Below are 24,306 nucleotides of genomic sequence, written 5' to 3'. Positions count from 1 at the left end.
GGCCCATGAGCACGGCCGTGGAGCGGACTTCGGGCCCGGAGCGCCGCGTGGCGGACCCGGCGCCGGCCCCGGAATCGCCGGACGCGCCGGACCAGCCCCTGGACCGCGCCCTCTTCCGGCATGTCATCGGCCATTTCATGAGCGGGGTCGCCGTCATCACCACCCATGAGGGCGGCGTCGACCACGGGATGACCGCGAGCGCGGTGTCCTCCCTCTCCCTCGATCCGCCGATGCTGCTGATCTGCGCCCACACCAAGGCGCCCACCCATGCCGCGGTGAAGCGGGCGGGGGTGTTCGCCGTCAATGTGCTCGGGGAGGACCAGGAGCATCTCGCCGCGCAGTTCGCCGGACCGCGCGCCGACAAGTTCGCCGGGGTCGACTGCGACCGGGGTGTCCGCGGTGTCCCGGTGCTCTCGGCCGCGCTCGCCGCCCTTGAGTGCGAGGTGATCGAGGACGTCGTCGGCGGCACGCACCGGGTGTTCCTCGCCCGCGTCGTCGGCGCCAGCGCGCGGGACGGCGCCCCCCTCGGGTACTTCCGCGGCAGGTTCGGCCGGTTCGAGCTGGCGCAGGACACCACCGCGTACGAGCAGTTGCGGGAGCTCGTCGTCCACCGCACGCTGCCGCTCGACGGCAGTCTCGACGTCGACGACCTCGCGGCCCGGCTGCGGACCCCGCCGTCCGCGGTGTACTACGCCATGACCCGTCTCATCGGCGAGGGGCTCGTGGGACGCGACCCGGAACGGGGCTATGTCCTCGTGCCGCTCGACACCCGGGCCTCGGACGAGGCGTTCGACGGGCGGCTGGCCATCGAGCTCGGGGTCGCCGCCTCGCTCCCCGGGCCGTTGAGCCCGGCGGTGGCCGACCGCTGGCGGCGGATCGCCGCGTCCGCCGAACGCCATGTGCGCGGCGGACGGATCACCGACCTCGACGGCTATCTCGTCGCGATCGACGAGTTCCACGACTTCCTGATCGCCCTCGCGGAGAATCCCACCCTGCATCAGGTCTACCGCGCGCTCAGCACACCCGGCTTCATGGCCGCGGCGCTGAGCGGCGGCGGCGCGCCCAGCGCCCACGCCGTGGACGAGCACTACGAGATCATCGACGCCTTCGCCGCCGGCGACTCCGCCGGGATCGCCCGGCTGCTCACGCTCCACAACCAGCACACGAAGCAGGCGCAGCACCTGGGCATCCGCAACGCGGGAGGCCGTGTCTGACCCCGGCACACGGGAACGGCCCGGTGCCCGCGGCTTCATCGGAAGCCGCGGGCACCGGGCCGTTGTCCCCCTGTGATCAGGGGAGCGACGCCGAGGGGCAGGCCCGCGTGGTTCCCGGCGTTGCTACCAGGGCGACCGGTCTTGCCTTCACCCACTGGAGGGACCGTACGACCGAACGGGGCCATCACCTGACCATGCATATGGAGGACGGGCCGGTGCAGATACCCGTCACGATCCGCGGGATGCGCCAGGTCCCGCCCGAGGAACTGCGCGTGCTCGTTGGGGGTGACCGGTGCGAAACGCAGGCCCTGGGCCCCGTCCGTCCGGCCGTGCCGGAAACTCGTCGGCCGGGCGGCGGCAGCGGTTTCGGCCCGGGCCGCGCCTGGTCCGGTGGCCCCGGCCCCGGCCCCGGCCGCGGCGGCGACCGTCATCACGGCGGTGGCCCGCACCATCGAATGCCGGGAGAGCGCCCCGGCGACGATGTCACCGGCGTGGGTGTCGTGCGGAGGCGCATGGCGGACGACGTGCTGGGCGGGTTCCTACGTCCGCTCCCACGCCGCCGACAAGGAGCATGAGCTCCCTTCGGTCCACGACTCCTCCTGGCCGATCCTGAGTCAGGACGACTCGGCCGACATGCGTGCGGCCCTCACCGTTCTGGCCTTCCGTGCCCCTTCACACGACAGAGACTTCCGCCCGGACCCGAGCGGCACCCGGCTCGACAGCGTCGAGCTCGTCGCCTCGGGGCAGCGGGCCGTCCTGCGGGATGCGAGGCCTTCCGGCATGTCCCTGATCCACGCGGCCCTGATCCACGCGGATCTGTCTGGTGCGGACCTGCACGGTTCCACCTTGTCCGGAGCGGACCTGGCCCGTGTGAAACTGACCGGCGCGCAGCTGACCGCGCACTGCCTCGGGCCTCTCGCTCGGACCTGCCCGAAGGCAGTCGAACGACGGGTTGACATTGACGCAGTGTCAAGGTTTTAGCGTAGCGGGCGACTCCGTAAGCGCAGGATGCACGAAGGACCAGTGGACACATGGAATCGCAACACGAGCGCATAGCGCTCCCGACCGGTTCGGGTTGGCTCTTGGGCCTGCTGCTGACGACTTTTGTCATCGGTACGGATGACTTCGTCATCGCCGGGATCCTTCCGGAGATCTCCGCCGACTTGAGGGTGAGCGAGGGGGCGGCGGGTCAGTTGGTGACGGTGTTCTCGATCACCTACGCGATTGCCTGTCCGGTGCTCGCGGTCGCCACCAGCCGGGTGCCGCGCAAGGCGCTGATCGTGGGAGGGCTGGCAGTGTTCGCGGTGGTCAACTTCATCACCGCGCTGGCACCCTCCTTCGGGACGCTGATGGCGCTTCGGGTGGTGGCGGCGCTGGTGGCCGCCACACTCTCGCCGGCGGCCTTCGCGGTCGCCGGCCGGCTGGCCGCGCCGGAGCGCACCGGCAGGGCGATCGGCACCGTGGCCGCGGGGCTGACCCTGTCGCTGGTGGCCGGCGTGCCTTTCGGCTCCTGGGTGAGCGGTGTGTGGCAGTGGGAGGCCACCTTCATCGCGGTGGGGGCGTTCTCCTGTCTGGCGGTCGCGATCACGGCGCTGATGCTGCCCTCGATTCCGCAGACCCGGGTGATCGGGGTCGCCGAGCGGCTGCGGTTGCTGCGTCGGCCCCCGGTGCTGCTGTGCGTGCTGGGCACGATGCTCGCGGCCTGCGGCGGGTTGATGCCCTATATCTACATGGCCCCCATCACCCACGATCTCACCGGCGTCGGCGGTCAGTACGTGGGCGTGTTCATCGCGATCGTGGGTGTCTCGGGCGCGGTGGGAACGGTGCTGGGCGGACGGCTGACCGACCGGTGGGGTGTGGACCGCACCCTGCTGGCCGCGTTCGGCGGCGTGGTGGTGGCCGCTCTGGTGCTGCTCGCGGTCGGCGGCATCGGGCAGGGGACGGTTCCGGTGTGGGTGGTCGGCGTCGTGCTGGTGCTGTGGGGGGTTCCCGGATGGGGCAACAACCCTCCGATGAACGCCAGGGCCATGCACATGGGCGGCGACGCCGCCACCGAGGCGCTGGCGCTGAACACCAGCGGACTGTACGCGGGCATCGCGCTGGCCGGTGCCATCGGCGGCGGTGCGGTCAACGCCTCCGGCGGAATTGGCGTCCTGGTGGTCGCTTGCGTCGCCGGCCTGATCACCATCGTCGTGATGGCGATGTCCGTACGCCGCTACCCCTCTCCCACCCGCGCGCCCGAGGGCGGCACCGCTCCCCGCGAGGTCGCCCGTCCGTAACCTGTCACCACCTCACGACCAGGCACGTTCACGCCATGCGGAGCAGGGTGAAGAGGTTCACCAGCACGCTGGGTATCATGGCAGGCCTTGAAAAAAGGGGGGCGCATGCGGATTGGAGAACTTGCCAACGCGGCCGGTGTTTCGACGCGGGCTCTCCGATACTACGAACAGCGGGGCCTGCTCCAGGCCCGTCGCCAGGGCAATGGGTACCGCGAGTACGACGAGTCTGCCGTCATCCGCGTGCACAATGTCCGGGCGCTCCTCGACGCAGGCCTCAAAGTCGACGACATTCGCGAACTCAACTTGTGCCTCGACGAGAAGCAACTTGAGCATATTCCGACCTGTGAGGCCTACGTCCTGTACCAACAGCGGCTTCGAGCCGTGCAGGCCCAGTTGGCGGCGCTCACAGAGGTGGAGAGCAGACTCCGGGCCAAGCTCGCCGGGGTCCCTAAGTGATCCGCGTCCCGCCCGCCGCGCTGCCCGGGCCTGCCGTGACCGGTGAGGATTCCCGCCCGGCGAGTTGAGCCGTCGGCAGTGCGCGGACTGTTCGTGGCCGCGGCGGTAGAGGACAGCGCGGCGCAGGCCGCGGTCAGCTGCTCACCGGCGAACTCGCCCGGACCCAACACCGAGCTCACGCGGCTCAAGGAATGCCACCGGTGCCTGCTGTCGGTCCTGGCGGCCAAGGACAACGAGCTCCAGAGGCTCCGCCGGCTCAGTACGGCCGCCACGGTCCCGGATCACCGGCAGGGGGACGATGCCTTTGGCGCCGTCCGGGCGCGGCGCGGGATACGGAGCGCAGGCAGGTTCACGCGTTCTCGCCGGGGTCCGGGAGGCTTGTGGTGATGATGAGGGTGGCGTACGACTCGCCGGGCCCTGGTGGACGGGTCCACGAACGGGTGACGAAGCTGTGCAGCGGGCCTTCCAGCAGGGCGGTGCGGGGCAGGGTCAGTCCCAGGGCCCGCTCCAGGGCGGCCAGCGCGCCCCGCGTCCCCGGCAGCCCGCGGTCGGGGGTGTTCCGGTCGTCCGCGTCCGTCCAGGGGTCCTCATCGCCCCGCCACTCCCCGGTCGTGCCGGGAAAGCCGTCGAGCGACAGCCATGGCGGTATCTCCCCGGTCCAGTGCGGGTCGACGTCCCCGGCCGTGACGGTGAACGCGCACACCTCCTCTCCGTCGACCCCGGCGGAGAGATGGAAGCGGGTCCGGGTCCGGTCGAAGGTGCCGACGCTGTGCCAGACGACCACCGCCCTGGTCCCCTGCGAGGCGGCAGCGGCCGGGGAGACGAAGCGCTCCTCGCCGAAGCCCCTGGCTCTGCCGTCGAAGGCGAAGCTCCACCCGGGGGCCGCCTGCCCGACCCAGGCCAGGGCGCGGTCGTCGTACGACGTACTGCCGAGTGCCAGGCCCAGCCGGTGGTCCGCGTCCCACGTGCTGCGGGGCGGGTACAAGCCGTCCGGCCCGGGCGTCACTTCCCGCTGCGGCCGGCCGCCGGGCCCGGGGCCGCCCCCGCCCGGGTCCTTCAGACGGGCCGGCAGGCCCGCCGGATCGGGGTCCGCGACGAACACGGCCCGATAGCCCCCATCGAACCGGTCCGGCACCTCGTCCTCCAGCCAGGACAGACCCACCGGATCGTCCCCCGGCGCCTCCCCGACGGGACCCAGGACCGTACCGGGCAGCTCCCGCTCCGGCCGCGCGAACTCGCCCCGCGGCAGAGCCAGCAGCAACCGCCCCCGCTCCGGGGTGATCACCGGACCCAGCACCGGATCCGCGAGCAGTCCCAGCGGTGCCATATGGTCGGGGCCCAGGGGCCGCCAGTGAGGCAGCGCGGCCCACAGCAGCCGCCACGCCTCGTTCCACCGGCCCCAGCGGGCCAACTCCCGCGCCTTATCGGCCGCCTCCCCGAGCGGCCCTTCGGCCGTGAAGCGGTACGTCCCCTCCCGCGCCGCCCGCAGCGCCTCCTCCGCCCTCTCCACCGCCTCGGGCGTCGTACAGCGGGCAAGCAGCGCCCACGACTGGCCGGTACGGCTGTCATGCCGGTCCGTCGTGGCGAAGCCCGCCGCGGCCACCGGAAGCAGATCAGGGGCGTACACCGGGTCGACCGCGAGGACATCGACCGAGTACGCCGAAGCTTGTGCTGAGAGCAGACAGTCCAATTGCCCCCGCAGCAGTCCGGCCCGCGGCCTGCCGTACTCACCGGCCTCCCGCAGCAGGGTCAGGGCCTCCTCGTACTCCCCGCCCAGTGCCGCCCGCCGGGCCAGCTCCACCACGGCGTCCTGCGCCCGCGTCGTGTCGTTGACGAACGCCGGTCCTTCGCCGTGAGCGGCCTTGTGGGCGGCCGAGCTGTGAAAGGACCGGTATCGCTCCAGCATGTAATGGCGGAAGGACGGAAAGCGGTCGGGCGGCGCGGCCCGCCAGTACGCCCACTCGTACACCGCCCACTCACCGTCCGCGTCCCGGTCCAGCGGATCGATCAGGACCAGCGTCGCGTCCGTCTCCGCGTCCAGACGGAACGCCCGGTGCCACATCCCGGCCTCCAGCAGCTCCTGCGGCGACGCGTCCTCGTCCAGACCCTCCGCGAAGATCTCGGCGAGGCCGTTGGCGTTCTCGTGCGGATCAATTTCCCGGGTCCCCGCCAGCCGGTAGACGGGGTGGTCCTCCGGCCGCCAGCCGTCGCTGATCCGCAGGAACGTGTCGAGCGACGGCGGTAGCCGATGCCCGATCCGCTCTTCCAGGGCGGCGATATCCGCGTCCGACGCCCCCGGACAGCCGAGCCACCGGGCCGCCGTCAGCTCCGGGTCCCATTCGTCCTGCTCATGGGGGTCCTGCGCGTCCGCCCACTCCCCGCTCCAGCGAGCGAGGAACTCCCGCCAGTCGAACGGGGTTTCGCTCGTGGTCTCGTCCGTCGAAGTCATACGGTGAGGGTGACACCCCCCACTGACAACGGGTCCCGTCGCCGCTCCTGCCGGATCGTTTGTGCAGGTGTTCCTCTCCGCCGGACCGCCCTCGGGAGCGTGGAGCTGGACACCCAGGGGGCGGGGCGTCGTACGCGGGAGCCGTCGCGGACCAGTACCGGGGCCATCGGCAGCCGGCCCAGTACACGGACCGGTGGGTGAACACGGTCCTGGTCGGCCGGTCCGGCGACGACAGCCTCCCCTGAATGCCGTCGTCGCAGCGGGACTCGATCCCAGACAGCGGGCGTTGCCCGGACACGTGTCCGGAACAGGTCGAGGCCCGCGGCATGTCCACACACTCACGCGGCCTGGAAGGGAAGAGCGCGCCCGGGCCACGGGACCGTCCGTCTGGTGACCGCTGCCTGGGAGACCTGCTGCGATCCCCCGCTGTGCTGCCCGGGCCGAAGAGGCTCGGATCCCCCTGGGCGGAAGGACGGTGCGGCGGATTCAGGGGGTGCTTGTGGTCCTCGTGGTGGCGCGGTACCGGCCCGGTGGCATGCCCACCACTCGCCGGAACGCCGCGCTGAACGCGAACTCGCTGCCGTATCCGACCGATGCGGCGATCCGGCCGACCGGGAGATCGGGCTGTTCGCACAGCGCCGTCTTCGCGAGTGCCATGCGCCAGGCGGTGAGGTGGGCGATCGGACTCTCGCCCACCAGCTCCCGGAACAATGGCGCGAACGCCGCCCGGCTCATATCTGCCACCCGGGCGAGCTCCGCGACGCTCCATGGATGCCCGGGCGCTTTGTACAACGCGTCGAGCGCCCGGCCCACGCGATCGTCGCCGAGCGCGGCACGCCATGTCCCGGCCGCTGCCGGCCGCTCCAGCTCGGCTCTGATCCCCTGGAGCAGCAGCACCTCGACCAACCGCGCGGCGAGCAGGGGCGAGGCGGACCGGCCGTCGCGGACCTCCTCGCGGAGAGCGTCGAGAATCCGGCGCAGCCCCGGAAGGGGATCGCCGCCCGCGTTCGGCCCAAGATGGATCACCGGAGGCAGGGCCCGCAGAAGAAGGCCGCGTGCTGCGCCGGTCAGCGCGAGTTCGGCGCACAGCACCACCGTGCGCACCCCGTCGCCGCCGAAGCTGCGCCGCACCGACAATCCGCCTTCCGGCAGGGGACCGTGCCGTTGCTCCTCCATCATGACCCGGGCGTCCGGGCGGTACTTGAGCGAGTGCGGGACACCGTGCGGCAGGATCACCAGATCCCCCGGCCCGATCCGGGCCGTCCGCCCATCGGCGTCCAGCCACATCTCGCCGTCGAGCGGATGATGCAGGGTCACGGTGTCCCGGGGCCCCATCCGCACCCCCCATGGCGCGCCGAGCTCGATGCGCCCGAACCGTGCGGTGCCGACCCGTATCCGGCCGAGCAGCGTACCGAGGGCATCCGGCCCTGAACGATCGCGCAAAACACCTGGACTCAGGCGCATGTCCGCCCCTCCTGCCGCTTCCTACGCTCAAACGAACACCCGGGAACCCGGGACAGCCCGAGAGCGGGAGCCCCCGGAAGGCCCGAGTGGCCCCGGAGCATGCCTGGAACTCTCGACGACCCCAAGGAACAGGGAGACCGCACCACCATGGATATCTTCATCACCGGCGCGAGCGGCTACATCGGCTCGGCTCTGACCCGTACCCTCGTCGCCCGCGGCCACCGGGTGCGCGGACTGGCGAGGAGTGACGCGGCCGAGGCCAGGGTACGGGGGAACGGCGGCGACCCGGTCCGGGGCAGCCTCACCGACCTCGCCGTACTGGCGGCACAGGCGGCCGGCGGTGACGCTGTGGTCCACACCGCGGCTACCGACACGGCGGACCGGCCCGCCGTCGATGCGGCGGCGGTGACCGCCATGCTCGACGCGATGGAGGGCGGCGTCTTCATCACCACGACCGGTGCGCCGCGGGCCCGCTCGTCGCGGACACCGGTGACCGAGGACGACACCGCGGAGCCCACCGGACCGCTCGCCTGGCTTGCCCCGGCCGAGGCGCGTGTGCTGGAGGCCCCGAGAGTCCGTGGCGTTGTCGTGCGCCCCCCGATGGTGTACGGCGACGGCGGCGGACCGCTCGCCCGGCTGGTCGGCCAGGCCGGCGCCGACGGTGTGGCGCGCTACACCGGTCCGGGCGACAACCACTGGTCCACCGTGCAGGTGAACGACCTCGCGACCGGGTATGCCACGCTGCTCGAACAGCCCGCCCAAGGGGTGTTTCATATCGCCGAGCCGGTCCCGGTCGACATGGCGTCGCTGGCGGCCGCGATCGGTGAGGCCGCCCGGGTACCGGTGGCGTCGTGGAGCCTGGCCGAGGCGCTGGAGACCCACGGCCCGCTGGCCGGATTCCTGGCGATGGACGCGGCGCTCGACGCGAGCCGGCTGCGATCCCTCGGCTGGTCACCGGTCTTCGGGGAAGCACTCGGCGGCATCTGCGGCGCGCTGCGCAATCCCGTCCAGGGGTACCGCGCTTCCTGAAGGGTGTCGCGGAAGGCTAGGTCGGGGCATTCGGCGTGTGCCGGGTCGTCCCGGCCGCCTCCGACCGGTCCAGAGCGATCACGCTGACTGGACGCCCACGGACGGGGCCCGTCACTGCGCCTGCGCCGCTACCAGGGTCCGCACGCGTCGCGGGCCCTTTCGGGCCTGCCGTTCTTCACAAGGGCACAAGCGTTCAACGCGTGCACGCTTCCGATTGCGTGTGGACTCTTGCGGCGCCGGATCGCGGCAAGAAGGGTGGAGAGGAAGAACGGTTCTCACACCGGGGTATCGGCGGCCCGATGGATGTCCACCGAGCGAGTCCGTCGCGCCTTGGTGGGGATGGCCGCTGAACCGGCCGCCGGTGCGGCGGTTCCCGCTCGCTCGGGGACACGACATGTCGTGGTGTCCCACCGGGGTGTGAGGCACCCGTCCGGCCCGGAACGTGCGATCGAACGCTGGGCCGGGTGCCGGGCCTACGCAGGACTTTCGGCTCGATGCCGGGACCCCCCTTTCCAAAAACAGGCCTACGAGCGTGCCCCGGACTTGGGGCCGGCCTGACACGAAATCGCAGAGGAGCGAGGAGCATGGCGATGGATTCCCAGTTCGACACGGCGGTGGCCGCGTATGAACGCAGCATGGAAGAGATGCCTTTTCGGGAGCACATAGAGGAATACAGCTTCTTGAACGCGGTCGGCGATGTCACCGGGCGGGATGTGCTCGACCTGGGCTGTGGCAGCGGGTTGTACGCCCGCCGGTTGCGCGGCGCGGGGGCGGCCCGGGTCGTCGGGATGGACGAGTCCGCCGCGATGGTCGAACACGCCCGCCGGCGCGAGGAGCGCGAGGGCCTGGGTGTGGAGTACCTGGCCGCGAACGCCACCGATCCGGGCGCCACCGATCTGCCCGGTATCGCCGGGGCGTTCGATGTGGTCACCGCCGTGTACGTACTGCCCTACGCCCCCACCCGAGAGGCGTTGGAGGGGTTCTGCGTCACCGCGCGACGGGCGTTGCGCCCGACGGGCGGCCGGTTCGTGGCCGCGGTGCTCAACCCCGGGTTCTCCACGGACCCCCAGTGGTACCGCGGCTATGGCATGCGTCTGAGTGTGCGGCAGTCACCGGCGGAGGGCACCCCGGGGCACCTGCGGGCCTGGGTCGGGCAGGACGTGCTCGACCTGGACCTCTTCCGCTGGTCCGCGGCAGCGCATGAACAAGCCCTGGCCACAGCAGGCTTCGACCGCGTTTCGTGGATCCGCCCGACCGTCTCCGAAGAGGGCCTGGCGAAGCACGGAGAGGCGTTCTGGGAGAACTACCTCACCTGCCCCCACTCGCTGATCATCGACGCGCAGGCCGGCCCCGGGTCCGAACCCGCCGACCGTCCCCTCCCGGTGGAGAACCCCGCCCCCACTCCGGCGAAGTGAGACCCCGCTCCCATGAGCCGGCTCTCCGCGGTTCCCCCGACTCAGAACGACCAGCAGAAGATTGAGGTCACCAGCATGAGTCAGATCCAGGACACACACGCACACGTACCCGGCACCGGCACCGGCACCGGCGCCAGCACCGGCACCGACCTCCCGCCCTCGCCGCCGCAGGAGCCCATCGCTCCCAGCGGGTTCCGGGTGGAGGGCCTCGACCTCCACGACCCGCGCCTTGCCGAGCGGTACGGCACCGTGGTGCTCGGCCTGTCACCGTTCAACTCCTTCTACTCAACGGAGACCGTGACCGCGCTGTGCCGAAGCGCGTCGGTTTCCTTCGACGATGTGCACGTGGTCCTTCCGGGGGCGCCCGAATCAGCACTGCGCCACATCTCCGCGGGCAAGGCGCCACGGCGCGCGGTCCAGCGTTCCAAGCGCGTCATCCACAACATGCGCAATGTGGCGCGTCGCACCCTGGCCGATTGCGGGGTGCCCGACACGGACTCCAGGGTCCACGTACTGACCCGCTTCGCCGCACACCCGCGCTACCGGGAGGTCCGGACCCGCATCGAGACGGCGTACCGCACGCAGACCCCGATGCGGGAGGCGGTGTGCGCGATGACCCGCACGGCCCTGGAAGCCTCCATCGACTCCGAGCCCACCCCCGCCCAGATCGAGGACAACACCCGCTACATCTTCGCCGAGTCCCCGCTGCTGCTGGACTCGACCGGAGTGCTGGCGCGACCCCGTGCCCTGTTCGTGTACCACCGCCGGGTGCCCGTCTACGACGTGGTGGCCGACGGTCAGGTTCCCGGTCTCACCATCGGGTCGGGCCATGTCCTGTCCGTGCTCACCGACGAGAGGAACGACCGTGATGACCACGATTCCCGATGACCTGACCTGGCCCGACTCCTTTCCCACCCGCGGACACGGGCTGCCACCGGAGATGTTCGACCTCCTGCGACGCGAGCGGCCGGTCGCCCGGGTGGCGTTCCCCTCCGGCCACCACGCGTGGCTCGTCACCCGCCGCGCCGACATCACCGCCATCGGATCGAGCCGCAGCTTCTCGCGCGATCTCACCTGCCCGGGCGGGCAGCGCATCGCCGGAGACGACTTCAACAGCGTGCCGGGCGGCATCTTCAACCTCGATCCCCCCGCGCACACCACCGTGCGGCGCGTGGTCCAGCCGTTCTTCAACCCTGCCGCCGCGACCGCCCTCAGGCCCGCGGTCGCCCTGGCCGCCACCGACCTGGCGACGGCGCTACGCGATGGCCCCAACCCCGCTGACCTGCACCGCGCTTACGCGCATCCGCTGGCGGCGACACTGGCTTGCGACCTCATGCGCGTGGCACCCCGGCAACGCCGCAAGATCGTGCCCCGGCTACGTTCCCAGGTCGACTACACGACACCGGCTTCCGCCATCGACACGTCCACCCGGTGGATGCTCGACTTCGCTGACGAAGTCATCGACGCCAAGTCGGCGGACTACGACGACAACCGCGAACCGCGGGACCCGGTGGAGGCACTGATCCGCGCCCACCGTCACGGGACCATCACCCGGGAGCAGATGCACGCCACGGTGATGTACCTCTTCGTCACCTCCGCCGAACCGGTCACCGGCCCCGTCACCACCGGCGTGTACACCCTGCTGCGACATGGCGACCAACTCGCCCGGATACAGCGCGACCCCACCCTGTGGCCCGACGCGGTGGCCGAACTCCTACGGCTGCACCACAACGGCATGACCTCCATGCCCCGCCTCGCGTTGACCGACACCGAAATGCACGGGGTACTCATCCGGGCCGGCGACGCCGTCATCACCCCCTGGGTCGCCGCGACCTGGGACCCGGAACACTACAAACAACCAGAACGATTCCGCCTCGACCGCAGTGCGCAGGAGGACCCGGCCATCACCTTCGGCACCGGCCCCCACTTCTGCCTCGGCGTCAACATCGCCCGCATGTACTTGGAGACCGCGCTCTCCACCCTGTTCTCACACCTGCCGGACCTGGCCCTGGCGGCCAAACACGAGGACATCGCCTGGGAACCGGACACCTATCTCTTCACCCGGCCGGTGGAACTGCCCGTCACCTGGTGACGGACCACCTGTCCCACGGTCCGGCGACGAGCCGATGTCCCCAACGGGCGGAGGGGGACTTCGATCCGGGCCCGGGTGCCCTCCCGTGCGCCGCCTTCACTGCGGCTTGCCACCAGGCGTCGTGGATGGGTGCGGAACGGCCGACGGCGCGGGCCTGGTCAAGGGCGGTGGCGCCGGGCAGGGCACCCGGTTTCCGGATCAGGGCCTCCAGGTAGTGGTCGAGGCCAAGGCGGGCAGCGCCGCAGGCGATGAGCCGATCGTGCCGGGCGACTTCCTCACGGCTGTCGTAAACCACCCGCTCAGAGGCGTGCAGCCCGCGAGGTCCTGGCCGCCGCCCGCGGCCGGGTCGGCAGATGCCCCAACGCCGCCACCGGGAAAGTCACCGAAGCCGCCCGCGACCCGCTACCCGACCCCGGCCGCCCCATCACCTCGATCGCCGACCCGCTCCACCGACCAGGCCCTCACCCGGGCCGAGCACCCGGGGCCCGCTCGACGTGGCCGCCTGCTGGCGCCACAGCACTGCCGAACGGACCTCGTTCACCCGGGCCCTGGACGTTGTCCGCCGCTCAGTGATCTCACCGAGCGGCTTTTCCCTCTCAGCCCACGAGCGGGACCGACGCCTCGAACTCCCCGAAATCGGTCACAGCCTCCTACCCCGCGAAGATCCCGTGGCTGCCCCCGCAAGATCCGTTCCTGCATCACCGGCTACGCCGGCAAAGCTCCAGGCGAACCCTCCAGCCGCCGTCGACCACCAATCGTCGTGGCCTTGAAACAACCGGCTACCCGACCAAAGCAACGGCATTTTCCACCTCAAAGGGGTTTAGATCATGCGGAAGAGGTCAGCGGCGGCGGAGACATCAGTGAGGTCCTCGATGGAGCGGAGGTTGTCGCACAGGGCGTCCAGGACCGAGTCGGCTTCGGTGGCGCGCGGGGCGCCGATGGCCACGCCGAAGACACGGAAGCCCAACCGATGCTTGGCGATGTTCCAGCCACGCATCCACTCCTCGGCGATGCCGCACTCATCGTCGGTGATCATCACGATGTCGCCACGTCCACGGGCGGCGTCGTTGAGCTCCTCTGCCAGTAGTTCGCCGGCCGCAGTCAGGGGCGTCTGGTAGCTGGTGCCACCGCCGAGGAAGGTCTCCGCGAAGTCGAGCACCTGGGCTGGGTCGGCGGGTTGGCCGGCCGGGAAGCGGAAGACCTGGATCTTGTCGGCAGCGGAGAACAGGATGCCGACGAAGTCACGCTTGGCATGGCGGGCCTGGTCCAGCAGCGCCAGGGCGCATGCCTTGGCCCACGCCTCACGGCTGACCCCGTCCCGCCCCGCGAGGTACATGGAGTGCGAGGTGTCTACGCACGCGATGATGGCGCCCTGGCCGGTGGCCTGCTCCCCCTGACTGTGGTAGAGCATCAGCTCCCCTGCGGCGTAGCGCGCGGCGAACACTGCACGCAGCTCCGGCAGGCCGAGGTTGACGAGTTCGGAGGGGATGACGCGGGAGAGATCATCGCCGAGCGTGACGCCGACCAGCTCCCCGGTGGCGTTCGCCACCTTTCGGGCGCGTTCACCGCTCGCCATCTGCCGGAATCGACCGATCAGCTCGGCCCACTGCGCGAGACGGCCGGTGCGCAGCCGCTCGGCGAGCTGAGCGCGCTGGTCGAACGGCATTTTCTCCAGCTCGCCTGGACCAATGCCCCATGCCCGCATCAGCGCGGCTTCCCCTCGCACGATCTCGACGGCCTTCATCGCCGCACTGCGCGCGGTGGCACCCATACCGGGTGCCGCCGCCGGGAGGGCCTGCGCGGCACTTCGGTCGCTCTGCCGCGCGGCAGCTGTGGCCGCCTTGATGGAATGTTGTACGGCGTCGGATGCCGAGACTGCGGTGTCCTCGTCGGCGCTGCCGGCTGTTCGTCGGAGCGCCTCGCACAGAGTGGTTGCATCGCTTGCGGCATTCTGCTGGGCCTTCTCCACCTGCTCAGCTTGTTCCTGGGCGTTGCGGGAGTGTTCCAGCATCCGGCGCAGTGCGGGGGCCTGGGCGAGTACGGCCATGGCTGCGGCATAGGGGTCGCCGACCGTCACCCGGCGCAGCTCGGCGAACTCACATGACTCTGCCAATGCGGTGATGATCTGGTGGTTGACCAATCGGGAGCGGTCCATCTCCGCGCGCTCGCGCAACCGCGCACTGACCTTGTAGGCGGCCTGAAACGCGTCGGCCAAGAGGTCGGCGCCGCAGCCATAGCGCTCGTTCAGCTCCTTGGCCAGCTCGCTGAGTCCGGCCGACTGCTCGTAGGTGTCGCGCCAGGAGATCTGGTCGAAGCGGTCCACGACGACGGTTGTGCGGTGCCGCTCGGGAGCTGTGGCGGAGGTGCTCAGCTTCCCCCCGGCCCGGCTCGACGACTCGTTGTGCCTGCTCGGAGTCCTGCCCATGGCTGTGACCTCCCGGTGCTCAGAGCTGGGTCTGCACCATGCTCGCGTCCATGCCGAGGGCCTCGGTGAGAACACGGGCGCGAACGGCGCGCTGGCGGCCGGTGACTCGGTCGATGGCGGCAGTGGACCGCCCGGCGCCCGCTGCCTCCTTACGCAGCTTCGCCAACCTGTTCCCGGCTGTGGCGAGCTTGTTGTGGGCCTTCTTGATGACCCACTCGCTCAGCGCCTCGCGTGACTGCCCGGCCATGGCTTCGAGCTGGGCCTCCAGCTCCTCGATGACATCGGCCAGGTCGAGTGCCTCCTTGGCATCGGGGTTGACCAGCTGCAGTACTTCGCGTTCGACGGTCGGGCGCTCGGTGGGGGAGTCCCACAGCACGTGGGTGAGTACCGCCAGATCGGCCTCGGTGACCGCTGGGCGGCCATCCAGGAACGCAGATGCCTGGAGCAGCCCCACCGCCTGCCGCCAGCGGCGGTCAGAGGCGATGAGTTCCTTGCGGCGCAGGGCGGCTCGCAGCGTACACACCGCGTCCACCATCACATCGGGGAGATCCACGGCCGGGACGGCTTCGGCCACGGCGTGCTGCAATGCGCTCAGTTCGACCGTGGTCCGCGTCAACGGGGCCGGTCGGTTGACGGCGGAGCGCACCAGCGCGGCGAAGTTCGATGGGTCAGCCAGATACCCGACTTCGATCCGCACCAGCAGCCGGTCGTAGATCGCGGCCGAATCCTCTCCGATAGGCAGTTCGTTGCTCGCCGTGATGGCTCCGATCAACGGGCAGGAGAGTGGTTTGCCGCCGTTCTCTGGGTGGTAGAGCCGTTCATTCAGGAAGCCCAACGTCTCGTTCAGCGCCGCCGTGGAGCATTTGAAGATCTCGTCGATGAACGCGATGTGCGCCGTCGTGGCGCGGCCCTCGTAGACCTGACGGTACTCACCCCGGGCCAGTGCGGCGACGTCGATGGGACCGAAGATCCTTGTCGGCGCGGTGAACTTCGAAAGGAGGATTTCCCAGTAGGTCGCACCCTCGACCCTGCCCGTGAGCTCCCGGGCCATCTCAGACTTCGCCGTTCCGGGCGGGCCGAGTACCAGCGAGTGCTGGCCGGCCAACAGCGTCATCACGAGAGTTCGCACCACGTCAGCCCGCTCAAAGAAGCGGTCCGACACTTCGTTGCAGATGGCCCGCAGCCTCTTGGCCGTGTCCTGCGAGTCCTGTGCCTCCATATGCAACTCCTCATCCATGAAGCCGGGTTGAGCAAAAACGCTGCCCGGCGCCAACTCGCCGAACGGCTCGTGGGTATTCTGCACGCTGCCTCGATACCGGCACACCGAACGACGAGGCGACCGCACGGCCCCACCGCGCCCACGCACTCGACGTGTGACACCTCAGCCCCTGGGATCGTTCGTTACGCGGGTATGCGTCCTGTGCGGGGAATGGTGGTCGCCCCTCCTGGGGTGACGGCGGGAGTCCCGCGCGGGCGGGGTCTGCGGGCGAGGGGCTTGAGGGTGCGGTGGACGACGAACCATTCGACGACACCGGCGCTGACGAGTATCGATGCCCAGGCCGAAGTGGCGTAGACGTCCTCGAATCTCAGCCATTCGTACCGGGACCGGACCGCGAGTCCGAGCATTTCGATCACGCTAGCGAGGGGAAGGAAGCTCTGGCAGTCTGAGCTTCTTCTGGTACTGGCAGTCATCTGTTGCCGTGAAAGCCCGGTCGAACGGTCACCGCACCGCGGTGAAGCACGCCGCGTGACATCACGAGGGCGCCGCGCGAGAGGAACGACACCAGGCAGTGCTCGGCTCACGCCAGCTGTGCACGGGAGTGACAGGCCCGTCGCTGAGATCAGTGGCGAACTGTGGTCTCAGGCCCATGTTCCGCATGGCCGAGCGGAAGAACTCCGCCTGGTGGCCGCCGACGATCGCGGCGGGCCCGAAGACCTCCAGGGTGGCGAGGCTGTGCAGGTGCCCCCACTCGTCTTCGCCGGGGGGACTTCATTCCTTTCGGGACCTTGCCCGGCCGGCATGGTCGGTGGGTGTCTGGCCATAGTGTGTCTTGAAGGCCCGGATGAAGTGGCTGCTGTCCGCGAACTGCCAGTGGGCGGCGAGTTCCGAGATGTTCAGCCGGCCGAACGGTGCGGTGAGGGCGAGCCGCGCTTCTTCCAGCCGCCTGCGGCGGATGTAGGCGGTCACTGGTTCTCCTCCTGTGGCGAACGCCCGTTGCAGAGTGCGTACGGAGACACTGAGTTCGCTTGCGAGCATGCTGGAGGAGAGGGAGGGGTCGGTGAGTCGGCTGTCCGCCAGGTCCTTCGCGGCCTGGGCGAGGGCGGAAGCCAGTAAGGGTTCCTTGTCGTCGAACCGGTGTCCTGCCACCGCCTTGGCCAGTTCGATCAGAGCGCTGTGGGCGGCTCGCACACCGGCCGGGCCGAGGTCGGTCACGTTGGCGTGGATCATGTTCGTGTGAGCCACGAGCAGGCGCACCTCGGCCGAGTCCAGCGAGCCGGCAACGATCTGGTTCCCGAGCAACGGTTTGAGCATGGTGGCGGGTAGTACGACGATCTTCGCCGTCGTGTGTGGGGCCGTCGCGAAGTGCGAGGGCCGCCCGACGTGCCGAAGGAGGAACTGCCCGGCGGATACGGTGTGCTCATCACCGGGGCCGCCAAGAGTCCATGCGCCGCGCTGCACGACCCACATCCGCACCTGATCCTCGACATCGCCGAGGGCGGCGGTCCGGATGGCTGATGCGCAGTTGACATCGGTGATCGCCGCATCGCGTACCTTCGCGACGCGGCCCTCGACCCGGAAGTCGCCCGTCGTGGCCGGGCTGAAGGTCGGTAGCGGGAAGCCGTCACCGACCTGTGTCTCCCACTCGCGGCGGAAGCTGGCGAATCCTCGCGGTAAGGGACCCGGGGTAGTGGTGTCCAGGGAGAACGCCCCCCGCGAGTCGTCGGCCCCTGCCTCAGTACCTGCCATCGCCCGTCGATCCGCCTCTCTCGGTGTGGCGTTCCTATCTCGTGGCGCCGATATTCAATCGGCATGTCGCGAAGGTTCAATCGCCCGCCGAGCCGCCGCCCGTAGAGTCCAGTGGCAGGCGAGAGTCCGGCGGGAGACTGAAGCCGGGTAGTCGCACCATGCCCCGGCAAACTGTCCGCCCGGGCACTGCGGTGAAACGGGTTCTCCCCGGTCGCGCTGTTCTCGCAGCCGGGCGAAGCCATGGAAATGCCCCACGAGTTCAGCCCTGCGGTTACGGACCACCCTACTGGCCACCATGGGCGTGGGATACGCAAGAGTTCCGAAGATCTGGATGTGCTCGTCACGTACGGGCACATGTCCGCAACAAACGCTGGAGGAAGTATGAAATCGTCCTTACGTCGAACTCTCGGAGTCATTGCCGCCACGATGGCCGCCCTGGCTGCAACGGCTCTACCAGCCAGCGCCGCAAGCGACCGTGTCTCACCGCTCATCCACCGCGTGAGTTGCGACCGGACCGACTATCTGGAGGTCCACGGCAACAACGGTCAGAGCGTTCTCTGTTTCGCCGACCGCGGGTTCATGGGCGTCGCCATCTATGGCATCAACTGGATTGAGTCAGGCAACAACAGAGCGGAAATTCAGTTCCAGAGGAGTGTGGGCAACCCGAGGATCGAAAGCGTCACCATGGGAAAATGGAGTGCGTGGAACCCCGGCCACGTGCACAAGGTGACTCGGATCGAGATCTTCTGATAGCCGAAGAGTGAGCGTCCCTCGTGGTACGGCGGAGCCGAACGGACGGTCCGAGGCCCGCCTGGACCCACCTGCTCGAAGACTGCTCCAGCTCCGGCCGCATCCGGCCCCATAGGCCCGGGGACTGCTCCGCCGGACCGCCCTGCCGCCTCAACGCCCCAAGCCGGAGAGGGCTGGCACGGAGGCAACATTTCACCCCGCGCCCAGCCCGGCCCGTCGAGTGGTGCCGGGCTGGGCGCGGGCTGCCCGCAGTCGTCGAGGACCTCGTTGAGGGCAACGACGGCCGGGGAGATCTTCGGGTCGCCGGGCTCACGGGGCTTCTCCCGAACAGTGGGCCGGCTGCTCCATGGAGGCGTTGATCTCTTCGAGGAAGATCAGCACGCCGCCACGTCGATGGCAAGGTCGACCGCGGCGTGGTCACGGTGACGACCTGCTGGCCGATGAGCGTCTGTGCTACCCGCTGCACGCGGTGCCGTACATCCCCACCCACCACTTCCTGACTGGCAAGAAGGGCCCAGGCTTCCGCAGCAAGCTGCCGGCGAACCGGCCCGCAAAGCCAAACAGGCCGGAGTGACGTCACGGGCGGTAGCGGCCTTCCGCGACGGACACACCATCACCTGGTGGGCTGCCGAGGCATCGCCGGGGAACTGACGGCAACGTCCGCCTCGTCGTGGCCATCGCCCACCCGCAGACCCTGCCCGCGAGTCGACCTGGTACGGCCACCGACCTGCCCCGGCCCGGTACCCCCAGCCCGCAGCCGCGGTTGACCTGGCCGAAGCCGTAAGGATCCACGGGCTGAGACGCTGACGCCCACCTGATCTCTACCGCCCGGTTTGACGAACCATCGCTAGGCGTAGGTGTAGAAGCGGGTGTGGTCGAGCATCGCGGCCGGGGTGACGTTGTTCCACGGGGCCATGGCCTGGTTGAGCGCCACCACGCCCGTGGTGCTCACTGCGGGCAGATAGGAGTGCTGCGGGTGGCGCCGCTGCCAGTCCGCCCAGATCTTGTCGACGAAACAGTGGTGCAGCCAGAAGACCGGATCATTGGGAGACACGCTCTGCAGCATCTGCCCGCCGACCCAGTTGTGCACCCTGTTGTGCAGGCCCGGACCGGCTCCGCCTTCGAGGCTGTTGCGGAACCCCGGGGCGGTGAAGTCCCATGGCGTCGTGTCATACGGAGTGACGGCGAGAACGGTGTTCAGCTCGGCCCTGGTCGGCAGTGGCATGCCCGTTGGCGCCATGGCACGCCGGAGGAAGGGCGCGGTGTCGTCCTGGACGGTGATGCTCCAGTTGCCGTTGGAGTGGGCGAAGGGGCCGTTCATCACCTGTCCGTCCGGCCGCCGGCCGTTTCCACCGAGGAAGTTGGCCGACCAGAGGGAGGATGTGGGCGTCCGGTCCCTGGTCCAGTCCCAGTACGGGATGGACACATTGGGGTTGATCGACTGGAGTGCCCGCTCGAAGTCGATCAGATATTGGCGGTGCCACGGCAGGAACGACGGTGATTCGTGCCCCTGCCGTATCGGGCCCGTCATATCGGAGATGAAGATCTCGCGATGAGTGGTGACGAAGGGGTCGTACCGGCCTCTCCGCTTGAGTTCCACCACGGCGTTGACGAAGGCTCGCTTCTCGGCGGGGGTGAGGTTCGCCTGATTCTTCCGTACGGTCATGGCGGCTGCTCCCGGTTCAGGCGGTGGGGGTGTGGGGGACGAGGTCGGCGCCCATGAGCGAGGTCACCGCGGCGCGGGCGGTGGTGTGTGGGTCCGGGAACGTCTGGTAATGGTTCATCACGCTGGTCCAGCTGCTGTCCGGTTTCTGCATCACATGCAGTTCCCGGCCGTCGATCAGGACGCGATAGCCGGTGGCGGATGTGTGATGCTGCCCGTGCGCCTCGCTCTTGGCGTTGGCGTCGCCGGGTATGCCCTGGATACGACGCCCTTCGAAGACTTCGCTGAAGGGCGCCGGGACGGCTGTGTGGTGGTGCTTCGTGCCGGCTGCGGTTCCGGTTGCTGCGGTGGTGGACCGGCTGGCCTTGTCCGGTGTGGCGTTCGCGGAAGCTACGGCTATTCCGGCCACGGCTATGCCCGCTGCGGCACCCGCGACGGTGCCGAAGGCTTGGCGTCGGGTGAGTTTGGTCATGACAGAGAGACCCCCTGATTCACGGCTGTACGCGGCCAGATGATGAATTCGGGCCGCTTGCGTCATGAGTACAGGCCGTTGGAGTGCCGGAGAAGGGACGAATTCTCGGTTCGGTGTGAAGTGGTCATTTTGAAACTGGACAGCCGGTGGCTGGTTCTTTTCGCGTCGAGTGGGTGGCCGGATGCGCGGGGGTGTTGAGGTGAGGATTCGATGAGAATCACTTCTGCCTCATGAGAAATGCCCTTGACAGGGCAATGCGTCGTGTCCACGTCCGCACAGGTAACGTGTCCGGAATTAGACCACCGTGCGAGGTGCGGGCCGTCGCCGGCTGATCAACGTGGTGCCCTCCAGTAGCCGGCCATCCGGAAGAAGGACGGCCGGGGCGGGTACCTCGTACGGTCCGGCGACGTCTACCACCCGAAGCCGCCCGCGATCCGCGCTCGCAACGGCTTCGGCGTGCCGGGCGGGGCAGCGGCTTGTGGGTGGCGAGGAGGGCCATGTCGTCGCGGTGAGGCCGCCCGAGAAGCGTTGTACGTCGTCGACGAGGGTGCTGAGGAGGCGGGCGGGGGTCGGAAAGCGTCTGCCCGTCAGGCGGAGTTCCAGGTCGTGGCCACCGTTCCGGTCCGCGCGGTCCCGGTCCAGCGTTTTCTCCAGGCGGGCCGCCACCTCGGGGAGTGTCCTCTCGTCGTGCGACGCCTCGCGGAAGGCGCCCAGGACGATGGGGACGGTCTCGATCGCGGTGATGCCCTTGCCCCGGACGTCGCCCATGACCAGCCGTACACCGTGCGGGGTGGAGCACGCGCTGTAGAGATCGCCGCCGATCAGCGCCTCCCGCTGCGCGGCCTCCTACCGGGCGGCCAGGTGACCGCGGTGGTGCGGGCGAGGTGGTCGACCATTGTCGATGAATCTTCGACTCGGATCACTAGCCGCAAATGGAGGAATGCTGGAGTCTTGGCTGAGCGGGGGCCCCTGTTCCCGCGGACTGCGCGATCGACAGCACTGAGGAGCGGTCCATGCCGGACAGCGGTTCACGCGGTCCTGAGAATCCGATCCGGGTTTTCCTCTTGGACGATCACGAAGTGGTGAGGCGCGGTGTGCGTGATCTCCTCGGCGACGAGCCGGACATCAGCGTGGTCGGTGAGGCGGGGACCGCGGAACAGGCTCTGACGCGGGTCCCGGCGCTGCGCCCGGACGTGGCGGTGCTCGATGTGCGGCTCCCCGACGGAAACGGAGTGGACGTCTGCCGGGAGCTGCGCTCACGAATGCCCGACCTCGCCTGCCTGATGCTGACGTCTTTCGATGACGAGGAGGCCCTGCTGGACGCCGTCATGGCCGGGGCGTCCGGGTATGTGCTGAAGCTGATCCAGGGCGGCGATCTTGTTGCGGCCGTGCGCACGGTGGCCTCGGGCAAGTCCTTGCTGGATCCCAGCGCGGCGGCCCGGTTGATGTCGCGGCTGCGGGGTGAGGACCGCGACGAGTCGGCGGCGGACGCTCTGTACGGTCTGACCAGCCGTGAACGTGACATCCTCGCGCTGATCGGCGAGGGCCTGACCAATCGTGAGATCGGTCTGCGGGTCTTTCTCGCCGAGAAGACGGTCAAGAATCACATATCTCGCGTGCTGGCGAAGCTCGGTGTCGAGCGGCGTGTGCAGGCGGCGGTCATCGCCACCCAGGTGTCCGGCGCGGCGGAGGGGAGGCCGGCCGCCGCCGCGAGAGCGGGTTCGGACGGTTCCGGACGGGCGGATCCCGATCGGTACCGTGGCCCCGGCCGATGAGCCCGCAGCGCGGTCGGTTTGGCCGTGAGCCGGTGCTTCGGCCCGTCCGGGCACTCGCGCCCGTGACAGCGGGTCTCCTGAGGCAGCCCGAGGAGCGTGTTCGGTGACACACGCACAGGACAGCGGAGCCCGGCCCGCACAGGGCGGGCGGCAGGAGTGCGATGAGCAGCTCGCTCTGTTGCAGGGGCGGCTGGATGCGGCGCACAGCACGCGTGACCGGGTTCAGGACCTCATGGAAGTGGTGATGTCCGTCGGGCGTGACCTGGAACTGGAACACGTCCTGCGGCATGTGGTGAAGGCGGCGACGGCTCTGGTGCGTGCGCGATACGGGGCCCTCGGGGTCATCGGTCCGGATCACGAGAAGCTCGTCCAGTTCCTGACCGTCGGTGTGGACGACGCAGAGGCCGCCGTGATCGGCTCGTCGCCGTCCGGCCACGGCATCCTCGGCGAGCTGGTCGCTCACCCTGAGCCCCTGCGTCTGGCGAAACTCTCCGAGCACGCCTCTTCCTACGGCTTCCCGGCCGGTCACCCCCCGATGAGCACCTTTCTGGGAGTGCCGATCCGGATACGCGGCCAGGTGTTCGGCAATCTGTACCTCACCGAGAAACTGGGTGGTGCCCAGTTCGACGCCGAGGACGAGTCGATCCTGACCACCCTGGCCGTGGCGGCGGGCGTGGCCATCGACAACGCCCGACTGTACGAGAGGTCCCAGCAGCGGGAGCTGTGGCTCCAGGCGACGGCCGAGGTCACGCAGAGCCTGCTGTCGGGCAGTGAGCGCGCTGTGGTGCTCGCTCTGATCGCCGACCGGGCGCGAGAGATCGCGGGCGCCGATCTGGTCGTGGTCGCGCTGCCCGCTGCCGACCGGGACTCGCTGGTCGTGGAGCTGGCCGACGGTCTGGAGGCCGACCGGTACCGAGCTCTGCGTCTGGCGGTGTCCAGCGGACTGATCGGTACGGCGTTCACCCGTGCTGTGCCGGTCACCAGTGAGGACATGGATGATCCAGGTCCCGCGGCGTACTTGGGCGGACCGACCGGGCTGGGTCCGGGCGTGGCGATTCCCATCGGCACCGGCGCCGGCGTGCGCGGGGTCCTGCTGCTTGTCCGTGCCTCGGGTCGTGCGCCGTTCCTCGCCGAGGAGATCCGCCCCGTTCTGGGATTCGCCGGTACGGCCGCGGTGGCCATGGAGCTGGCGGAACGCCGGAGCGACACCGAGCAGATCGTGCTGCTTGAGGAACGCGACCGGATCGCGCGCGATCTGCACGATCTGGCGATTCAGCGACTGTTCGCCACGGGGATGACGTTGCAGAGCGCTGGACGCTTCATCGACCACCCCGAGGCGTCGGAACGGGTGGAACGTGCGGTCGACGACCTGGACGCAACCATCAAGATCATCCGCTCCACGATCTTCGGGCTGCGGACGCAGGTCGAAGGCGAGGGGGAGAGACTGCGGGCCCGTACGGTGCGGGCCGTGGCCGTCGCGGCGGCGAGCCTGGGCTTCTCGCCCGGTCTGCGCAAAGAGGGCCTGCTCGACACCCAGGTCTCCCGGTTCGTCGCCGACCACCTCTTGGCCGTCCTGGGCGAGAGTCTGGCCAACGTCGTCCGCCACGCGCGCGCGAGCCGGGTGGAAGTGACGCTGCGGACCAACGGCCGTGAAGTGACCCTGACCGTAGCCGACGACGGGGTCGGGATCGAGGGGAGCGGGCGGCACAGCGGTCTGCGGAACCTGTCGGACCGGGCGGAACGCTGCGGCGGCACGATGGAGTTGTCCTCGCCCCCCGGCGGCGGAACTCGACTGGTGTGGCGTGTCCCGGCGGCCGGACCTTAGGGCGGGGCAGACCTTCCCGACGGCGGTGCC

General features: G+C 69.6%; 20 protein-coding genes and 1 pseudogene. 12 read left to right on the top strand and 9 right to left on the bottom strand.

The window, feature by feature from the left end:
* The first annotated feature begins 5 nt into the window (after positions 1-5).
* The 4 genes from AB852_RS09105 to AB852_RS09085 all read left to right on the top strand — a co-directional run bounded on the left by AB852_RS09105 (position 6) and on the right by AB852_RS09085 (position 3,949).
* Complete coding sequence (locus AB852_RS09105) at positions 6-1,214, top strand: flavin reductase (protein ID WP_143201196.1); 1,209 nt, start codon at positions 6-8, stop codon at positions 1,212-1,214.
* A gap of 480 nt (positions 1,215-1,694) precedes the next feature.
* Positions 1,695-2,195: a pentapeptide repeat-containing protein gene (locus AB852_RS41620; protein ID WP_107499220.1), complete on the top strand. Its 501-nt coding sequence runs from the start codon at positions 1,695-1,697 to the stop codon at positions 2,193-2,195.
* A 101-nt stretch (positions 2,196-2,296) separates the two neighbouring features.
* Positions 2,297-3,493: an MFS transporter gene (locus tag AB852_RS09090; RefSeq protein WP_218623242.1), complete on the top strand. Its 1,197-nt coding sequence runs from the start codon at positions 2,297-2,299 to the stop codon at positions 3,491-3,493.
* A 105-nt stretch (positions 3,494-3,598) separates the two neighbouring features.
* Complete coding sequence (locus AB852_RS09085; protein WP_073785889.1) at positions 3,599-3,949, top strand: MerR family transcriptional regulator; 351 nt, start codon at positions 3,599-3,601, stop codon at positions 3,947-3,949.
* A 349-nt stretch (positions 3,950-4,298) separates the two neighbouring features.
* On the opposite strand, the gene AB852_RS09075 is transcribed toward AB852_RS09085, so the two are convergent.
* Both AB852_RS09075 and AB852_RS09070 read right to left on the bottom strand, forming a co-directional pair.
* Entirely contained in the window at positions 4,299-6,398 is a 2,100-nt protein-coding gene (locus AB852_RS09075) for an SMI1/KNR4 family protein (RefSeq protein WP_073785885.1), read from the bottom strand.
* A gap of 486 nt (positions 6,399-6,884) precedes the next feature.
* Positions 6,885-7,841, bottom strand: a complete 957-nt coding sequence (locus AB852_RS09070) for an AraC family transcriptional regulator (protein ID WP_073785883.1) — start codon at positions 7,839-7,841, stop codon at positions 6,885-6,887.
* 168 nt (positions 7,842-8,009) lie between these two features.
* Here AB852_RS09070 and AB852_RS09065 point away from each other — a divergent pair, with 168 nt between their 5' ends.
* The 4 genes from AB852_RS09065 to AB852_RS09050 all read left to right on the top strand — a co-directional run bounded on the left by AB852_RS09065 (position 8,010) and on the right by AB852_RS09050 (position 12,398).
* Positions 8,010-8,891: an NAD-dependent epimerase/dehydratase family protein gene (locus AB852_RS09065; RefSeq protein WP_073785881.1), complete on the top strand. Its 882-nt coding sequence runs from the start codon at positions 8,010-8,012 to the stop codon at positions 8,889-8,891.
* 584 nt (positions 8,892-9,475) lie between these two features.
* Positions 9,476-10,306: a class I SAM-dependent methyltransferase gene (locus AB852_RS09060; RefSeq protein WP_073785879.1), complete on the top strand. Its 831-nt coding sequence runs from the start codon at positions 9,476-9,478 to the stop codon at positions 10,304-10,306.
* A 75-nt stretch (positions 10,307-10,381) separates the two neighbouring features.
* Positions 10,382-11,194 carry a tRNA-dependent cyclodipeptide synthase gene (locus AB852_RS09055; RefSeq protein WP_178390972.1) on the top strand — a complete coding sequence of 271 codons (813 nt, stop codon included), beginning with the start codon at positions 10,382-10,384 and terminating at the stop codon, positions 11,192-11,194.
* On the top strand, positions 11,175-12,398 hold the full coding sequence (locus AB852_RS09050) for a cytochrome P450 (protein WP_073785875.1): 1,224 nt from the start codon (positions 11,175-11,177) through the stop codon (positions 12,396-12,398). Before AB852_RS09055 ends, AB852_RS09050 begins: the two co-directional genes overlap by 20 nt.
* An 820-nt stretch (positions 12,399-13,218) precedes the next feature.
* On the opposite strand, the gene AB852_RS09040 is transcribed toward AB852_RS09050, so the two are convergent.
* The 4 genes from AB852_RS09040 to AB852_RS09025 all read right to left on the bottom strand — a co-directional run bounded on the left by AB852_RS09040 (position 13,219) and on the right by AB852_RS09025 (position 17,791).
* Entirely contained in the window at positions 13,219-14,823 is a 1,605-nt protein-coding gene (locus AB852_RS09040; RefSeq protein ID WP_073785873.1) for a VWA domain-containing protein, read from the bottom strand.
* Between the two features lie 19 nt (positions 14,824-14,842).
* Positions 14,843-16,042 (bottom strand): AAA family ATPase, encoded by a 1,200-nt coding sequence (locus AB852_RS09035; protein ID WP_073787570.1) that lies wholly within the window; start codon positions 16,040-16,042, stop codon positions 14,843-14,845.
* Positions 16,043-16,224: 182 nt separating this feature from the next.
* Positions 16,225-16,458, bottom strand: a complete 234-nt coding sequence (locus AB852_RS09030) for a hypothetical protein (RefSeq protein ID WP_143201195.1) — start codon at positions 16,456-16,458, stop codon at positions 16,225-16,227.
* A gap of 355 nt (positions 16,459-16,813) precedes the next feature.
* On the bottom strand, positions 16,814-17,791 hold the full coding sequence (locus AB852_RS09025; protein WP_079184447.1) for a helix-turn-helix domain-containing protein: 978 nt from the start codon (positions 17,789-17,791) through the stop codon (positions 16,814-16,816).
* A gap of 426 nt (positions 17,792-18,217) precedes the next feature.
* On the opposite strand from AB852_RS09025, the gene AB852_RS09020 reads away from it, so the two are divergent.
* Together AB852_RS09020 and AB852_RS41615 are read left to right on the top strand one after the other, a co-directional pair.
* Positions 18,218-18,541 (top strand): beta/gamma crystallin domain-containing protein, encoded by a 324-nt coding sequence (locus AB852_RS09020; protein WP_073785869.1) that lies wholly within the window; start codon positions 18,218-18,220, stop codon positions 18,539-18,541.
* Between the two features lie 395 nt (positions 18,542-18,936).
* Positions 18,937-19,342: pseudogene (locus tag AB852_RS41615) on the top strand (IS701 family transposase); the annotation flags it as partial.
* Positions 19,343-19,388: 46 nt separating this feature from the next.
* Here the strand turns inward: AB852_RS41615 and AB852_RS09015 are convergent.
* The 3 genes from AB852_RS09015 to AB852_RS40610 all read right to left on the bottom strand — a co-directional run bounded on the left by AB852_RS09015 (position 19,389) and on the right by AB852_RS40610 (position 21,444).
* Positions 19,389-20,207: a tyrosinase family protein gene (locus tag AB852_RS09015; protein WP_073785867.1), complete on the bottom strand. Its 819-nt coding sequence runs from the start codon at positions 20,205-20,207 to the stop codon at positions 19,389-19,391.
* Between the two features lie 16 nt (positions 20,208-20,223).
* A complete protein-coding gene (gene melC1 / locus AB852_RS09010) occupies positions 20,224-20,676 on the bottom strand; it encodes an apotyrosinase chaperone MelC1 (protein ID WP_073785865.1) in 453 nt (150 codons plus the stop codon).
* Positions 20,677-20,970: 294 nt separating this feature from the next.
* Complete coding sequence (locus tag AB852_RS40610) at positions 20,971-21,444, bottom strand: PP2C family serine/threonine-protein phosphatase (protein WP_073785863.1); 474 nt, start codon at positions 21,442-21,444, stop codon at positions 20,971-20,973.
* Positions 21,445-21,689: 245 nt separating this feature from the next.
* On the opposite strand from AB852_RS40610, the gene AB852_RS09000 reads away from it, so the two are divergent.
* Positions 21,690-22,451 carry a response regulator gene (locus tag AB852_RS09000; RefSeq protein ID WP_079184445.1) on the top strand — a complete coding sequence of 254 codons (762 nt, stop codon included), beginning with the start codon at positions 21,690-21,692 and terminating at the stop codon, positions 22,449-22,451.
* 103 nt (positions 22,452-22,554) lie between these two features.
* Positions 22,555-24,276 carry a GAF domain-containing sensor histidine kinase gene (locus AB852_RS08995; RefSeq protein ID WP_073785861.1) on the top strand — a complete coding sequence of 574 codons (1,722 nt, stop codon included), beginning with the start codon at positions 22,555-22,557 and terminating at the stop codon, positions 24,274-24,276.
* Positions 24,277-24,306: the final 30 nt, after the last annotated feature.

It is taken from the genome of Streptomyces uncialis (assembly GCF_001905345.1).
Lineage (GTDB): Bacteria > Actinomycetota > Actinomycetes > Streptomycetales > Streptomycetaceae > Streptomyces > Streptomyces uncialis.
Note: the sequence above shows the minus strand (reverse complement) of the source record. Positions and strands in the feature narration are given on the sequence as shown.